At 36.6% G+C, this 14,976-nt stretch carries 18 protein-coding genes; 8 read left to right on the top strand and 10 right to left on the bottom strand.

The window, feature by feature from the left end; all coding sequences use genetic code 11:
• The first annotated feature begins 422 nt into the window (after positions 1-422).
• Entirely contained in the window at positions 423-1,103 is a 681-nt protein-coding gene (locus MKO96_RS19380; RefSeq protein WP_000384161.1) for an MgtC/SapB family protein, read from the top strand.
• Positions 1,104-1,197: 94 nt separating this feature from the next.
• Entirely contained in the window at positions 1,198-2,193 is a 996-nt protein-coding gene (locus MKO96_RS19375; protein WP_240588378.1) for a potassium channel family protein, read from the top strand.
• Here MKO96_RS19375 and MKO96_RS19370 read toward each other — a convergent pair.
• The gene (locus MKO96_RS19370) at positions 2,180-2,593 is read right to left on the bottom strand and encodes a YugN-like family protein (protein ID WP_140386925.1); all 414 of its coding nucleotides are present in this window, start codon (positions 2,591-2,593) and stop codon (positions 2,180-2,182) included. The genes MKO96_RS19375 and MKO96_RS19370 overlap by 14 nt on opposite strands.
• A gap of 107 nt (positions 2,594-2,700) precedes the next feature.
• Positions 2,701-4,053, bottom strand: coding sequence for a glucose-6-phosphate isomerase (locus MKO96_RS19365; protein ID WP_000103655.1), 1,353 nt, complete (start codon positions 4,051-4,053; stop codon positions 2,701-2,703).
• A 275-nt stretch (positions 4,054-4,328) separates the two neighbouring features.
• On the opposite strand from MKO96_RS19365, the gene MKO96_RS19360 reads away from it, so the two are divergent.
• Entirely contained in the window at positions 4,329-4,562 is a 234-nt protein-coding gene (locus MKO96_RS19360) for a DUF378 domain-containing protein (RefSeq protein WP_053563451.1), read from the top strand.
• Between the two features lie 112 nt (positions 4,563-4,674).
• Here MKO96_RS19360 and yugI read toward each other — a convergent pair whose 3' ends face one another.
• The 3 genes from yugI to MKO96_RS19345 all read right to left on the bottom strand — a co-directional run bounded on the left by yugI (position 4,675) and on the right by MKO96_RS19345 (position 6,956).
• On the bottom strand, positions 4,675-5,019 hold the full coding sequence (gene yugI, locus MKO96_RS19355; RefSeq protein WP_048561623.1) for a S1 domain-containing post-transcriptional regulator GSP13: 345 nt from the start codon (positions 5,017-5,019) through the stop codon (positions 4,675-4,677).
• A 252-nt stretch (positions 5,020-5,271) separates the two neighbouring features.
• Positions 5,272-6,462: an aminotransferase gene (locus MKO96_RS19350; RefSeq protein ID WP_240588377.1), complete on the bottom strand. Its 1,191-nt coding sequence runs from the start codon at positions 6,460-6,462 to the stop codon at positions 5,272-5,274.
• Complete coding sequence (locus tag MKO96_RS19345; RefSeq protein ID WP_000255701.1) at positions 6,459-6,956, bottom strand: Lrp/AsnC family transcriptional regulator; 498 nt, start codon at positions 6,954-6,956, stop codon at positions 6,459-6,461. The genes MKO96_RS19350 and MKO96_RS19345 overlap by 4 nt, the downstream gene beginning before the upstream one ends.
• Before the next feature lie 246 nt (positions 6,957-7,202).
• On the opposite strand from MKO96_RS19345, the gene MKO96_RS19340 reads away from it, so the two are divergent.
• Together MKO96_RS19340 and MKO96_RS19335 are read left to right on the top strand one after the other, a co-directional pair.
• Positions 7,203-8,183, top strand: a complete 981-nt coding sequence (locus MKO96_RS19340) for a 2-hydroxyacid dehydrogenase (RefSeq protein WP_240588391.1) — start codon at positions 7,203-7,205, stop codon at positions 8,181-8,183.
• 109 nt (positions 8,184-8,292) lie between these two features.
• Positions 8,293-9,132 (top strand): alpha/beta fold hydrolase, encoded by an 840-nt coding sequence (locus MKO96_RS19335; RefSeq protein WP_087982769.1) that lies wholly within the window; start codon positions 8,293-8,295, stop codon positions 9,130-9,132.
• Positions 9,133-9,165: 33 nt separating this feature from the next.
• On the opposite strand, the gene MKO96_RS19330 is transcribed toward MKO96_RS19335, so the two are convergent.
• A complete protein-coding gene (locus MKO96_RS19330; RefSeq protein ID WP_087982771.1) occupies positions 9,166-9,417 on the bottom strand; it encodes a YugE family protein in 252 nt (83 codons plus the stop codon).
• Between the two features lie 116 nt (positions 9,418-9,533).
• On the opposite strand from MKO96_RS19330, the gene MKO96_RS19325 reads away from it, so the two are divergent.
• Positions 9,534-10,688 carry a MalY/PatB family protein gene (locus MKO96_RS19325; protein ID WP_240588376.1) on the top strand — a complete coding sequence of 385 codons (1,155 nt, stop codon included), beginning with the start codon at positions 9,534-9,536 and terminating at the stop codon, positions 10,686-10,688.
• Positions 10,689-10,772: 84 nt separating this feature from the next.
• Here MKO96_RS19325 and sodC read toward each other — a convergent pair whose 3' ends face one another.
• Positions 10,773-11,312 carry a superoxide dismutase [Cu-Zn] gene (gene sodC / locus MKO96_RS19320; RefSeq protein WP_087982775.1) on the bottom strand — a complete coding sequence of 180 codons (540 nt, stop codon included), beginning with the start codon at positions 11,310-11,312 and terminating at the stop codon, positions 10,773-10,775.
• Between the two features lie 68 nt (positions 11,313-11,380).
• A complete protein-coding gene (locus MKO96_RS19315) occupies positions 11,381-11,557 on the bottom strand; it encodes a hypothetical protein (RefSeq protein WP_000982763.1) in 177 nt (58 codons plus the stop codon).
• Positions 11,558-11,722: 165 nt separating this feature from the next.
• Here MKO96_RS19315 and kapB point away from each other — a divergent pair, with 165 nt between their 5' ends.
• Positions 11,723-12,106, top strand: a complete 384-nt coding sequence (gene kapB, locus MKO96_RS19310; protein ID WP_001209345.1) for a kinase-associated lipoprotein KapB — start codon at positions 11,723-11,725, stop codon at positions 12,104-12,106.
• A 41-nt stretch (positions 12,107-12,147) separates the two neighbouring features.
• On the opposite strand, the gene kapD is transcribed toward kapB, so the two are convergent.
• Entirely contained in the window at positions 12,148-12,771 is a 624-nt protein-coding gene (kapD, locus tag MKO96_RS19305; RefSeq protein ID WP_000344365.1) for a 3'-5' exonuclease KapD, read from the bottom strand.
• 290 nt (positions 12,772-13,061) lie between these two features.
• Between kapD and MKO96_RS19300 the strand changes: the two genes are divergently transcribed.
• On the top strand, positions 13,062-14,387 hold the full coding sequence (locus tag MKO96_RS19300; protein WP_000545212.1) for an ArsB/NhaD family transporter: 1,326 nt from the start codon (positions 13,062-13,064) through the stop codon (positions 14,385-14,387).
• 109 nt (positions 14,388-14,496) lie between these two features.
• On the opposite strand, the gene MKO96_RS19295 is transcribed toward MKO96_RS19300, so the two are convergent.
• Positions 14,497-14,964, bottom strand: coding sequence for a hypothetical protein (locus tag MKO96_RS19295; RefSeq protein ID WP_240588375.1), 468 nt, complete (start codon positions 14,962-14,964; stop codon positions 14,497-14,499).
• Between the last annotated feature and the right edge of the window lie 12 nt (positions 14,965-14,976).

Genomic DNA, 14,976 nt, shown 5'->3' with positions numbered 1-14,976 from the left:
GGATCAAACTCTCCAATAAAGTTAGTTTGTCTAGCATCTAAAAATAAAAATTGACGTTTCACGTTGTTTGTTTCGTTCAGTTTTCAAAGAACTGCTTGGTCGCTCATTTGCGACTTCCTTATGTTAACATCTTCGTTTTTCGATGTCAACTAAGTTTTTTAATTTTTTTTGTCGTTTTCTGCGTTTCCGCATCAGCGACGGTTATTAATATATCATGGTGAAAAATGAAATGCAACACCTTTTATAAACTTTTTTTAAAACCGCCCACATTTCTTTTTTTATATCATATACTTAAACGAAATATCTCTTTCATGTATAAATAATTCCTACATATATTCTATATAAAGTAACTCTATCAAAAAGCGTTTCTTTCTATAATAAACGTATTATTCATATACCATATCATACAAGGAGGAATATATATGGACTATGCCGATTTATTAATCAAACTAGGTCTCTCGGCTATTTTAGGGTTCGCTATCGGTTTAGAGCGCGAATTAAAACGGAAACCACTTGGTTTAAAAACTTGTTTAGTTATTTCTATTATTAGTTGCCTCCTGACGATTGTTTCTATTAAAGCAGCTTACAATTTACCACATACCGATCATATGAATATGGATCCACTTCGACTTGCCGCTCAAATTGTATCAGGAATCGGTTTTTTAGGTGCCGGTGTTATTTTACGAAGAGGAAACGATAGCATTGCAGGACTAACGACTGCTGCTATGATTTGGGGTGCTTCTGGTATTGGTATTGCTGTTGGGGCTGGATTCTATATCGAAGCGATTTTCGGAATGTGTTTCCTTATGATTAGCGTCGAACTTATACCATTAACAATGAAATTTGTAGGACCGAGATCATTTCGTCAACGTGATATCGCAGTAAAACTTGTTGTACGAAATATGGACAATATCCCAATTGTAATTGAAGAAATAAAAGAAATGGATATAAAAGTTAAGAATATGAAGCTCAAAACATTGGAGAATGGCTCTCACTATTTACATTTGAAATTATCTATCGATCAAAAAAGGCATACTGCTGATGTTTATTACGCCCTCCAGCATCTTGAAAGTGTCCAACAAACTGAATTAGAAAGTATGTAATGTAAAACAAACTCTCTTTTAAATTAGAGAGTTTTTCTTTTTTCTATAATGGTAACAATGAATGTAGTCCTGCAAAGTAAGGAGGAATAAGAGATTGAAATCCCGTCCAAATTTAGTAGATACATTTCGTGATTCCATTATTTTTCGTTTAGTTTGCTTTATTGTTGTACTTACTGCTTTTTCCGGCTTCCTTATACATAGATTAGAGCCATCTCACTTCACCACATGGTTTGATGGAATTTGGTGGTCAATCGTTACCATTTTCACCGTTGGCTATGGTGACTTTGCCCCGCATACACTAATAGGCAAACTTATCGGTATGGGTATTATTTTATTTGGAACCGGTTTTTGTTCTTATTATATGGTTCTGTTCGCCACTGATATGATTAATAAACAATATATGAAAATTAAAGGAGAAGAAGCTGCAACTTCTAACGGGCATATGATTATTGTAGGTTGGAATGAGCGGGCAAAACATGTTGTAAAACAAATGCACATCTTACAACCGAACCTTGATATCGTTTTAATTGATGAAACACTTTCTTTACTTCCAAAACCATTTCATCATTTAGAATTTATAAAAGGTTGCCCCCACCACGATCAAACTTTATTAAAAGCTAATATTACAACGGCTCACACTATATTAATAACAGCTGATAAAGAAAAAAATGAAAGCTTAGCAGATACACAATCCATTTTAAATATTTTAACTGCAAAAGGTCTCAACTCAAACATTCACTGCATCGCTGAACTTCTTACTTCTGAACAAATACAAAATGCAACGAGAGCTGGTGTATCAGAAATTATAGAAGGAAATAAATTAACGAGCTATGTATTTACCGCTTCTCTTTTATTCCCTTCCATTTCAGGCGTACTATTCTCACTTTACGATGAAATCTCTGATAACAAATTACAACTGATGGAGCTTTATCCTTCCTGCACCGGACAAACTTTTGCAAATTGCAGCTATACTCTTTTAAAGCAAAACATTCTCTTACTCGGTATAAAACGCGACGAACAATATATGATTAATCCAGTCCATTCCTTTGTTCTCATTGAAAGCGACATACTCATTGTTATTCACCATTAAGAAAATGTTTTTCTAGTTCCTGCATGAGTACTTTCCCAATATTGATATATTTTCTTTTCACATCTCCATCTGGATCTTTCGGCTCAGCAAATTGATCCATTCCACTCGTTCCAGCTGTTAAAGTATTTACGTGATCATCTAGTTCGTCTTGATATACGTGCGAAAGAATATAAGGCGTTCCAAGACGGACTATTACACCAGGTACATCTAACTCTCCATCTACTGATGTAAACGGCACTCGTAAAAATTGATAGCCATCTTCTTCATCGATTTTGTAATCAAAGCATCCTTTATCGTAATCCCAATTACCACCAATGTTATACCCAAGTGGCTTCATTATCTCTTCTAACTTATATAACGCATATGTACGTCCTTCTAAATTGGATTGAATCGGAATCAAGCCCATCCCTCCTAGACTTTTTCTTTAGCATACCCACTCTAGTTTGAATATACCGATGGACTTTTCGATGAAATAATAAAAAGCGACCGGAATCCGGTCGCTTTTTATTATTTTAAACGCTCTTCTAATTCTGCTTTTAACTCTTCAAATCCTGGTTTACCAAGTAAAGCAAACATGTTTTTCTTGTATGCTTCTACTCCTGGTTGGTCAAATGGATTTACACCTAATAAGTAGCCGCTCATCGCACATGCCTTTTCGAAGAAGTATACAAGGTAACCGAATGTGTACTCATTTAATTCAGGGATATTTACGATTAAGTTTGGTACGCCACCATCGCTATGTGCAAGTAATGTACCTTCGTATGCTTTTGTGTTTACGAAGTCTACAGTTTCACCAGCAAGGTAGTTTAATCCATCTAAATCGTTTTCTTCTGATTCGATTGTTAGTTCATGTGTAGATTTACCTACTTTCAGAACTGTTTCGAATAAGTCACGACGACCTTCTTGAACGTATTGACCTAATGAGTGTAAGTCAGTTGAGAAGTTTGCTGAAGATGGGAAAATACCTTTTTGATCTTTTCCTTCACTTTCACCAAATAACTGTTTCCACCACTCAGAGAAGTATTGAAGTGCTGGCTCATAGTTAACAAGCATTTCAATTGTTTTTCCTTTATTGTATAAAGCATTACGAACTGCTGCATATTGGTAAGCTGGGTTTTCTTCTAGTTCTGATGTACCGAAGTCACCATGACCAGCAGCTGCACCTTTCATCATCTCTTCAATATTTAAGCCACTTACTGCGATTGGTAATAAACCAACTGGCGTTAATACAGAGAAACGTCCTCCAACATCATCTGGAATAACGAATGTTTCGTAACCTTCGTTATCAGCTAATGTTTTTAATGCACCACGTGCTTTATCTGTCGTTGCATAAATACGTTTGCGAGCTTCTTCTTTTCCATACTTTTCTTCTAATAACTTACGGAAAATACGGAATGCTAGTGCCGGCTCTGTTGTTGTACCTGATTTGGAAATAACGTTAATAGAGAAGTCTTTACCTTCTAATACGTCCATTAAATCTTTCATGTAAGTGGAGCTAATGTTTTGTCCAACAAATAGCACTTGTGGAGTTTTACGTTGTTCTTTAGATAGCGTGTTGTAGAAAGAATGGTTTAACATTTCGATTGCTGCACGTGCTCCTAGGTAAGAACCACCGATACCTACAACAAGTAAAATGTCAGAGTCATTTTTAATTTTTTCTGCGCATTTTTGAATGCGAGCAAATTCTTCTTTGTCATATTGAAGCGGAAGGTCTACCCACCCAAGGAAATCGTTCCCAGCTCCAGTTTTTTCGTGGATTGCATGATGTGTTACTTTCACTGCATCACGTAAATAAGTGATTTCATGTTCACCGATGAAGGATAACGCTTTAGAATAGTCGAACGTTACATGTGTACTCATCTTTTTCCCTCCAATAATGTATATGTATTTCTGTATTCACTTTAGCGAAACTGAAGTTGTAAATCAAGCGATTCAACAATTGTAAACGTAACCAAAATATATTTTTTAGAAAAAGTTCATTTTTTGCATAAAAATTCGCATTTTTCGGTATAGATGTATATACATCCTTTTTCTTATATTTTTTATGTATAAAAACAACATAACTACGCCATTCTATAAAGGAGTTAATTAACTCATCGCTTGCTCATGCTTCACAATTAAGGGGGGGCTTTTTCATGAGTACTCTGCAACGTATCGCATTAATCTTTACTGTAATTGGCGCTGTGAACTGGGGACTGATCGGGTTCTTTCAGTTTGACTTAGTGGCAGCCATTTTCGGTGGACAAAACTCAGCTCTCGCACGTATTATTTACGGTATCGTCGGTATTTCTGGGCTTATTAATCTTGGTTTACTCTTTAAACCATCAGAAAATCTTGGCACTCACCCAGAAACGAACGAAATTCGCTAGTCAGTATGTCTTTATTTCACCTCCGACATACGAATATGATTGCATGCAATCATATTTGCAAATATATATCATAAGACAAAGTAAAAGAGGAACGCTCATATGCGCTCCTCTTTTACTTTGTTAACTCGGACTCTTCAATCCATTCTGTTAGCTTTTTTCGCAGCGTATTAAATCCGTTCTCAGATGGATTCGGTATAAGAATCCGTCCTTGTTTTCTTTTCGCCGCTTTTAACGATAAACTCATTTTTCTGTGTTCTTCATCAATTGAAAGTACTTTTACTTCTACTGTATCACCGACTTTTAAAAAGTCATGAATATCCTTTACATATCCATTTGTAATTTCAGATATATGCACAAGCCCTTGTGTTTCTGCATCTAACGCTACAAATGCTCCGTAATCTTGAATCCCAGTCACTTTCCCTGTTACAACCACTCCAGTTGTATATTGTTCTGACATATGAAACACTCCCATACGTTTACCATTTTCTCTAAAATTGTAGATAGCAAAGCAGATGATTTATTGTTAAATATCCGATTAGTTAGTACGTAACCTAAGTAAAGCTACTCAGGATACGCATACCTTATATTAGTAAATTATACCACTATGACAGAACTCATTCAAAATTAACGAAAAATTTCCTAGAGTACGTATAATTTTCTAATATTGGGATAGAATACTAACACATGGCTTTCTAGTATTCCCCCCCTTTTATGGACAAAGCGTATTATGTTTTGTCCTTTTTTTATTTTCTATAAACCGTTCCATTCTCTTCATTGCTTCCATAAGTTGTTCAAGCGATGTTGCATACGAGCAACGAATAAATCCTTCACCACTTTCACCAAATACACTTCCAGGTACAACAGCCACCTTTTCTTCTAATAATAGCTGTTCTGCAAATTCTGCCGAAGATAGTCCAGTTGAAGAAATAGAAGGAAATACATAAAATGCTCCGCCTGGCACATGACACGTTAAACCCATTTCATTAAACGATGTCGTCATAAAATTACGGCGTTTCTTATAACTATCTCTCATCCGAATTACTTCATCATTCCCCGCGCGTAACGCTTCAAGTGCTGCGAACTGAGACATTGTCGGTGCACACATCATGGAATATTGATGAATTTTGAGCATTAATTCCGAAAATTGTACAGGAGCTGCAATCATACCGAGGCGCCATCCTGTCATCGCAAACCCTTTTGAAAATCCGGAAATTAAAATTGTATGCTCGCGCATATTTTTAATACTCGCGAAACTTGTATATACTTCGTCGTATACAAGCTCTGCATAAATTTCATCAGATAATACGATTAAATTGTACTTCTCAACAATCACTGCTATTTCTTCAAGCTCGGATTTATTTAACATTGCACCTGTTGGGTTATTTGGTGAACAAAGCAAAATTGCCTTTGTTTTCGCTGTAATAGCTGCTTCAATTTGTTCTGGTTGTACTTTAAACTCGTTTTCTAAAGTCGTTGCCACAGGAACCGGAACTCCTCCAGCTAATGTCACAAGCGGTGCATAAGAAACGAAACTTGGTTCAATAATGAGTACTTCATCATCAGGATTTATAATGGCGCGCATCGCTACATCTAACGCCTGACTCGCTCCAACTGTAACAATGATTTCATCGTTCGGATCATAGGATACTACAAATTGTTTTTTTAGATACTTTGCTATTTCTTGACGAAGTTCCAATAATCCTGCATTTGCTGTATATGACGTATATCCTTGTTCTAAAGAACGGATGCATGCTTGCCTTACATTCCAAGGTGTAACAAAGTCAGGCTCTCCTACTCCAAGAGAAATAACACCTTTCATATTTGCTGCTAAATCGAAAAACTTTCGAATACCAGATGGTTGTAAAGATTCTGCCGTTCTAGATAGTTCAAATTGCTTCATGGTGTCACCACAATGCGCTTATCATCATCGTTTTTTTCGTAAATAATTCCCTCATGTTTATACTTCTTCAAAATGAAATGCGTTGTTGTAGAAACGACAGATTCAATTGTTGCTAATTTCTCAGAAACAAACATCGCTACTTCTCCCATTGTCTTTCCTTCTAATGTAATAGAAAGATCGTATGTCCCTGACATTAAATACACAGATTTCACTTCTGAATAACGATAAATTTGTTCAGCGACCGCATCGAACCCAACGCCGCGCTTTGGCGTAACTTTCACATCGATCATCGCCGTTAAACCTGTATGTTCTTTCACCTTCGTCCAATCGATATGTGTTACATAATCCACAATAATCTTTTCCGCTTCTAATTTTTCAACCATCTTCTTTACTTCTTCTACTTCTATATTTAACAACTTCGCTAATGTATCTACAGATAATCGACTACTTTTTTCAAGACAAGCTAATAATTCTAATTCCTTTTCTGTCACCATATAAATCATCCTTCCTTTTCGTTTGTGTCTAAATTATACAAATACCCTTTCCAGTTTGAAAAGAAGATTTTTTTAGTGAATTATGTCAAAATAAAGTGAAACTTTAATCCGCACCAATCGGGATTTTACGGACAGTTGCTCTCCCAACTAACCTCTTTACTTGGGCTACTTTTTGAGGTGGGGGGCTTACTGTCCGTTAATAGCGGGGGAAGCGAAACTTTAATCAGTGAAAAAACGCAGGATAAAGTGAAAGGGGATGGAACCGTGAAACCAAAAGTTTATATTGCTGAACCAGTTCCAACATTTGTAGAAAACTATTTATTAGAACACTGTGATTATGAAAAATGGGAGCAAAACGAGAAGGTACCTCGTGATGTCCTATTGGAGAAAATACAAGATAAAGATGGATTATTAAATTTCGGATCTGCTATTAATGAAGAATTATTAGATGTAGCTCCTAACTTAAAAGTAGTAAGCAACATTTCTGTCGGTTACGATAATTTTGATTTACAAGCGATGGAAAAGCGAAATGTAATCGGAACGAATACACCATATGTATTAGATGATACAGTAGCGGACCTTGTTTTCGCTCTTATGTTATCTGCTGGTCGCCGCGTTTGCGAACTCGACTCCTACGTAAAAAATGGTGAATGGAACGCCGAAATTGGAAAAGAGCACTTCGGGCTGGATGTACACCATAGTACAATCGGTATTATCGGAATGGGGCGAATTGGCGAAGCCGTTGCAAAACGAGCGAAATTCGGATTTGATATGAATGTTCTTTATTATAACCGTCGCCGGAAAGAAGAAGCTGAACAAAAATTCGGTGCTACATATTGTGATTTACAGACGCTACTAAAACAGTCTGACTTTATTGTCCTTCTTACTCCATTAACAGATGAAACGTATCATCTCATCGGAGAAAAACAATTTTCATTAATGAAAGAAACAGCAATCTTTATTAATGCTTCTCGCGGGAAAACAGTAGATGAAGAAGCGTTAATCCATGCGTTAACCGAAAAGAAAATCTTTGCAGCAGGCATTGATACTTTTACACAAGAGCCGATTCAAAAAGATAATTCGCTCTTATTATTACAAAATGTTGTGACTTTACCACACATCGGATCTGCAACATTAAAAACTAGGCAGCAAATGGCTATGACAGCCGCTGAAAATTTAGTTGCAGGGTTACAAGGAAAAACACCGCCTAATATTGTTCGTAGGTAATAATAAATAAGCGAAAGGCAAGATGACATCGTCATCTTGCCTTTTTTTGTTAACATATTTTTTTCTTCCTTGGAAATGATATGAACAAAAATCAATGGAGTGACAAAAAATGAATCACGAATATACTTGTCCTTATTTCACTTTTTCCACTCGCGGCACTACTATTCATTACGAATTGTATGAACATGACAACAAAACAGAACGTCCTACTTTCGTGCTCATTCACGGCTTTTTATCTTCCTCATTCAGTTACCGCCGTCTCATTCCTTTACTATCGAAAGCAGGAACAGTAATTGCTCTTGATTTACCGCCGTTCGGAAAAAGTGATAAGTCTCAGCTCTTTAAGTATTCTTATCACAATTTAGCAACGGTTATTATCGATTTAATTGAACATTTATCTCTCTCAAATATTGTGTTAGTTGGGCATTCTATGGGTGGACAAATTTCTCTCTACGTAAACCGTATACGCCCTGAATTAATCTCAAAGACGATTTTACTATGCAGCTCTAGCTATTTAGCACGCGCAACCTTACCTTTACTGTACTCTTCTTATTTACCGTTCTTTCATTTATACGTAAAGAACTGGATTATACGGCGCGGGATTGTTCATAACTTAATGAATGTCGTTCATGATCACTCATTAATTGACGATGAAATGAAGGAAGGTTACTCCGCTCCTTTTTATGACAACCGTATATTCCCTGCTTTAACTCGTATGATAAGAGACCGTGAAGGTGACTTATCTTCAACTGAATTACAAAAAATCGAAACACCTACACTACTCATTTGGGGTGAAAAAGATCGCGTCGTCCCTGTACATGTAGGGCATCGGCTACACAAAGATTTACCAAACTCGAAATTTATTTCTTACGAAAACACAGGACATTTACTACCTGAAGAAAAGCCTGAACATGTTTATGAAGAAATCATTGCGTTTTCCGCGCAATAATATATAAAAAAGGCTGTCGGAATTTCCGACAGCCTATAATGAACAGCTTCCGCCTTCTTTTATTACAAGTAATTCCACAGCTAACTTCTCACATTTTCCAAGCGCAGGTACTTCCTCAAAAGACATAAAGTATATATGTTGAATCTTTTTTGCGATGTATTTTGGATCGTCGAACACACTTACGACATTCACAACATCGCTCGCTTCTGTTTCATAAAACTCCGGTCCCATTTGAAACGGATCCCAATTCTTCACAACCTCTATCATCTTTTCATATGCACCCATTCGCTTCCCGCCTTTTCACTTTTTAATACTTTTCTTTATCCTATCACATCAGCTATTCTATAAGAAGAGAGAGAACTTTCATAACTTAACGGTTTACAGAAGAAGGGGGCAAACTTATGCAACTATTTCATAAAACAGTCAATCGACGTGGTACTCATAGTACAAAATGGGATACGTATAAAAACGAAGAACTTATCCACGCTTGGATAGCTGATATGGACTTTGAAGTACCAAAACCAATTCAAACTGCTTTAAAGAAACGTATCGAGCACCCTATTTTCGGCTACACACTTCCTCCCGAAAATATTGGAGATATTATTTGTAACTGGACAAAAAAACAGTACAACTGGGATATTCAAAAAGAATGGATTGTCTTTAGCGCCGGAATCGTTCCAGCTCTTAGTACGAGCATACAGGCCTTCACAAAGGAAAATGAATCTGTTCTCGTACAACCACCTATTTATCCCCCATTTTTCGAAATGGTCACAACAAACAATAGACAATTATGCGTGAGTCCATTACAGAAACAAAATGATACATATGCGATAGACTTCGATCATTTAGAAAAGCAATTTCAACAAGGCGTCAAACTCATGCTTCTTTGTAGTCCTCACAATCCAATTGGGCGTGTTTGGTCAAAAGAGGAACTCACACAACTTGGCACGTTATGTACAAAATATAATGTAATCGTTGTCGCGGATGAAATTCATGCCGATATTATTTACGGGGATCGTACTCATACACCGTTCGCTTCTTTATCTGAAGAATTAGCAGCACGCACGATTACTTGTATGGCTCCGAGTAAAACATTTAATATCGCCGGATTACAAGCATCGATTATTATCATTCCAAACGAAAAACTCCGTCAAACCTTTACATCTATCCAATATAGACAAGGTTTCCACGGATTAAATACATTTGCCTATACAGCGATGCAAAGTGCCTATACAGAATGTAACGATTGGCTAAATGAAATTCGATTATATATAGAAGATAACGCTCAATTCGCTTGTGAATATATTAAAGATCACATACCTGCTCTTTCTGTAACGAAACCAGAAGGTAGCTTTTTATTATGGATTGATTGCTCTCGCCTACAGCTTTCTCAAGACGAACGCACCACATTGCTTGAGGAAAAAGGGAAAATCATCGTTGAACCTGGTGAGAAATATGGATTAGGCGGGGAAGAACATATTCGAATTAACATCGGCTGTCCAAGATCTGTTTTAGAAGAAATCTTAAATAGACTGCGCCATACGTTTTCAGAATAAGAAAGGAGGCAATTCGGGAAAACCTTCTTTATCAATATCTTTTCAAATACGTTTCACAAAAAAAGCTACCATGCACGGTAGCTTTTACTTTTCCTTCATATCCGATGCTTTTTTTACAATGACACCACAAGCAATTCGATCACCTGATTTACCTGTTGGTTGTGTCATACCATCATCAGCGTTTTCTGTAATAATAATAGACGCTCCATCTTTTCTATGAATCGTTGTTTTTCCTTCTTCAAGCGTTATGTGCGGTGCATCGATTTCTGCTTTAATTTTTCCAGAACCGTCTGCAATTACATTCGGTAAATCACCATTTTCTGCACCTTTCGGATTAAGAAGACCATGCTTTTTATTATCAGGATTAAAATGATTCCCAGATGATTCAAAACGTGGTGCTTTACACTCACCAATTTCGTGTACATGTATGCCGTGCGGGCCAGGTGCGAAACCTTCCCCTTTAACCGTAATTTTCACTCCGCTTGTTTGCTGCACTACTTTTGCAGTCCCCACTTCATCGCCTGAAGCATTATGTAATTTCACGTCAATTTCTTTCGGCTTTCCTTGGTCACAACCTGCCATCAGAAATAATAAACAACAACTGAAAAAAAGCCGTTTTTTCATTCTATTCCCTCCAAAATATATTCTGCCCTTAGATTGTCCGAGCATAGAGGGAAACATACAAAAATGAGTTACTGTTTCTTTTCCGCTAAAAGTTTTTCTTCAACTTTCTGTAACCGCTCCGCTTCTCGCTTTGATACACGAATGAACATACGCCACGTAGCAACGGCACCAATGATAAATAGAACGCAAACAATCCCTGGAATAATATATTCTGTTTTATCTTCCGGAAAATATAAAGGCATCATACGGAACACTCCTTATTATAGGATTCAAAAAACATCAGAATTTTCTGTTATATAATATAAAATTATAGTGGAACCTATCCATATTCTCAAGGGGGCATTCCGAAAGCGAATGATTTCTTTGACTCCTTCGCATACTTTCCTTACTATAAACTTGAGGTGAAAAATATGAGAGAAACATTTGAAATTGGTGAAATCGTTACTGGTATTTATAAAACTGGCAAATACATCGGCGAAGTTACAAATAGCCGTCCTGGCAGTTACGTCGTAAAAGTGTTAGCTGTTTTAAAACATCCGGTGCAAGGTGACTTACATAATGTAAAACAAGCTGACGTACCATTTTTCCATGAAAGACGCGCTTTAGCTTTCCGTGAACAAACGAACATTCCAGAGCAAATGGTGAAGAAATATGAAGGAGAAATTCCAGAGTATACAGAGTCACTCAAATTAGCATTAGAAACTCAAATGAATTCATTTTCTGAAGATGATTCACCTTTTGCGGTTCGTAGTCTAGAAACATTAGAGCAGTTAAAAAAAGACTACAAACTTTAAAAAAACAAAACGACCAAATTACATGCTGTGCAATTTGGTCGTTACTGTGTACTCACTTTCTTTAACACTTTTGAAAAATCAACGAGTTCTCCTAATGTTGGAGGTGCTGGTTTCACTAAATACTCTTTATCTTTTTCTACTAATTTAAAAATATTATACGTCGTCATCGCATCATCTAGCGCACAATGATGCTTACCCGTCCCTGCTTTTCCATACGCCTCAATTGCTTTCCACAATCCTGTTTGATTTCTCTCCCCAAAAAACTTCTTATACTCAAGTGATAAATCACGACACTGCCCTAAGAACGGAAAGTCTACTCTTGCCATTTCACAATTATGCTTCAACACTTTCATATCCATATTTCCCCACGTAACAATGGTTGGTTTACATCTCCTTTCATATTCTGCAAGTTTTTCAACGAGTTCTGGAAACGAAATTCCTTTATCTACGACTTCTTGTTTAATTCCTAAAAATTTCTTACATCGATCCGTTAAAGAAGGAAAAGTTTTCGGCCTAACATGAGCTGAATACGTGTCTTCTACCTTACAGCCAACAACCGAAACGAGTCCTACCTCAATGATTTCCGGGAAAAATCCTTTTGGTTTTTTTCTGTGCTGGGGCATCGTAAACTCAAAATCCAAAAATAAAAATCGTTGTTCATCCATACGATCCCTTCCTTATCATCTTTGTCATTCCTTTCTATTTGACACTCCTACACGAACAAGCTCGAATGCTAATTCCATTTTAAATATTCAGATTGGATGTATCTTATATATATGTCAAATGCCCACAAATATTTTTAAAAATAAGAAAAAATGACCGATGCAGAAAATATGACAAAATAAGCCCTTTCATTTACATCCTCCTTTTTTCTACTTTATAATGACGTTATGTGTGTTTCATCTAGTTAATTTTTTGACACACTAAGAAAAGTGAATGAAAGGAGATGAGAGTTTTGCACGAAACAACGCAAGAGCTCGCAAACTGGCAGTATTATTTTGCTATCGCAGTCTTTTTAATTACATATGCCATTATTATTTCAGAAAAAATTAATCGCGCTGTCATCGCACTTCTTGGTGCAGCACTCATGGTAATTATGGGGGTCGTTGATTTACACAACGCCTTTACGAAACATATTGAATGGGGGACGATTACGTTACTCATCGGTATGATGATTCTGGTGAACATTACGAGTAAATCGGGTGTCTTCCAATACGTTGCCATTAAAGCAGCAAAAGGAGCACAAGGAAATCCAATTAAAATTTTAATTTCACTTTCCTTGCTTACTGCACTTGGTTCCGCATTTTTAGATAACGTTACAACTGTACTTCTTGTTGTTCCAGTTACTTTATCTATTACGCGCATACTGCAAGTAAATCCTGTTCCTTATTTACTTTCTGAAATTATTTTTTCAAACATTGGAGGAACAGCAACATTAATTGGTGATCCGCCAAATATTATGATTGGTTCTGCAAATAAGCATTTAGATTTCAATGCTTTCTTATTCAACTTAGCACCTATCGTAATCATTATTATTGCTGTTACAGCGACAATACTTTACTTCATGTACCGTAAACAATTAATTGCTGATCCTGTACAAATTAAAAAATTAATGAGTTTAGATGAAAAGCAATACATTAAAGATCCAGTATTAATGAAAAAATCTTTAACAGTACTTGGACTTACAATCGTAGGTTTCATGACTCATTCGATCTTCCATGTTGATGCGGCTATCATCGCTTTAACTGGTGCTACTGTACTTATGCTAATCGGTGTGAAAGAACATGAAATTGAAGAGGTATTCGCAAGTGTAGAGTGGGTAACAATCTTCTTCTTCGCAGGACTATTCGTACTTGTTGGAGGACTTATTGATATCGGCCTTATCAAAATGTTAGCTCAAAAAGTAATTGGAATAACAGGCGGAGATGTTTCTTACGCATCTATCCTTATTTTATGGGTATCTGGTATCGCCTCTGCAACAATTGATAACATTCCATTCGTTGCAACAATGATCCCACTTATTAACGATATGGCAGTTGGGCTAGGTTTATCACCTTCTGACGCACAAATCGACGTATTATGGTGGGCATTAGCATTAGGTGCTTGTCTAGGTGGAAACGGAACATTAATTGGAGCTTCTGCTAACGTAATCGTTGCAGGTATCGCAAGTCGTGAGGGCCATAAGTTTAGCTACATGGAATTCCTTAAAGTCGGCTTCCCAATTATGATCGTTTCATTAATCATTTCTCATATTTATATTTATTTACGCTACCTTATGTAGCAGAAAAGGGCTGTCCCATGTGGCAGCCCTTTTTTCTTGGTCAAAGAAATATCGATTAACCAACAAAGAGCTGTTCCAAAATATCTTCGAAACAGCTCCCCGCATATATCTACTCGTTATACCTTACCGGCTCATTCCGAATAATGAACAAGTGAATCGGTAAGAAAACCGAAAATGTGATTGTATGAATAATCGTAAACAATATAGAATTCGTTCCGTATCTATCTAAAATTGCGTAGATAAGATAAATAGACAGCACAATCGATACAGCTGTTGCTAATAAATATAGAATTGGTACGAAGTTAAAAATGAAACACGCGACATATATGCCGAATACTTTCCATCCTGCTTCTTCTTTTAAGAAATCTGGTAATTTGTCTTTTGCTAAATCCCCCCATATTTTACTATTTAAAAAAGGAATAAACGCAAGAGCACCATCCGTTGCACCATCATTTTTCGCCATCGTATACAGTGCAAAAGCCGTTAATAAATACGCAATAATTGCCCAAATCAATACAACAAGAATAAACGCAAAACTAAGAGCAAAGAAACCTGCTAGTATGCCTTGATCTTCCATCTTATCCTCTCC

The sequence above is a fragment of the Bacillus sp. ES1-5 genome, assembly GCF_022487605.1.
GTDB classification, from domain to species: domain Bacteria; phylum Bacillota; class Bacilli; order Bacillales; family Bacillaceae_G; genus Bacillus_A; species Bacillus_A wiedmannii.
The sequence above is the reverse complement of the archived record's forward strand: the minus strand, read 5'-3'. Positions and strand labels throughout refer to the sequence as shown.

Bases quoted from the DNA above. Each gene is read 5' to 3' on its own strand.
- MKO96_RS19380 (WP_000384161.1), top strand. From the start codon at position 423: ATGGACTATGCCGATTTATTAATCAAACTAGGTCTCTCGGCTATTTTA.
- MKO96_RS19365 (WP_000103655.1), bottom strand. From the start codon at position 4,053: ATGAGTACACATGTAACGTTCGACTATTCTAAAGCGTTATCCTTCATC.
- MKO96_RS19360 (WP_053563451.1), top strand. From the start codon at position 4,329: ATGAGTACTCTGCAACGTATCGCATTAATCTTTACTGTAATTGGCGCT.
- yugI (WP_048561623.1), bottom strand. From the start codon at position 5,019: ATGTCAGAACAATATACAACTGGAGTGGTTGTAACAGGGAAAGTGACT.
- MKO96_RS19350 (WP_240588377.1), bottom strand. From the start codon at position 6,462: ATGAAGCAATTTGAACTATCTAGAACGGCAGAATCTTTACAACCATCT.
- MKO96_RS19345 (WP_000255701.1), bottom strand. From the start codon at position 6,956: ATGGTGACAGAAAAGGAATTAGAATTATTAGCTTGTCTTGAAAAAAGT.
- MKO96_RS19335 (WP_087982769.1), top strand. From the start codon at position 8,293: ATGAATCACGAATATACTTGTCCTTATTTCACTTTTTCCACTCGCGGC.
- MKO96_RS19330 (WP_087982771.1), bottom strand. From the start codon at position 9,417: ATGGGTGCATATGAAAAGATGATAGAGGTTGTGAAGAATTGGGATCCG.
- MKO96_RS19325 (WP_240588376.1), top strand. From the start codon at position 9,534: ATGCAACTATTTCATAAAACAGTCAATCGACGTGGTACTCATAGTACA.
- sodC (WP_087982775.1), bottom strand. From the start codon at position 11,312: ATGAAAAAACGGCTTTTTTTCAGTTGTTGTTTATTATTTCTGATGGCA.
- MKO96_RS19315 (WP_000982763.1), bottom strand. From the start codon at position 11,557: ATGATGCCTTTATATTTTCCGGAAGATAAAACAGAATATATTATTCCA.
- kapB (WP_001209345.1), top strand. From the start codon at position 11,723: ATGAGAGAAACATTTGAAATTGGTGAAATCGTTACTGGTATTTATAAA.
- kapD (WP_000344365.1), bottom strand. From the start codon at position 12,771: ATGGATGAACAACGATTTTTATTTTTGGATTTTGAGTTTACGATGCCC.
- MKO96_RS19295 (WP_240588375.1), bottom strand. From the start codon at position 14,964: ATGGAAGATCAAGGCATACTAGCAGGTTTCTTTGCTCTTAGTTTTGCG.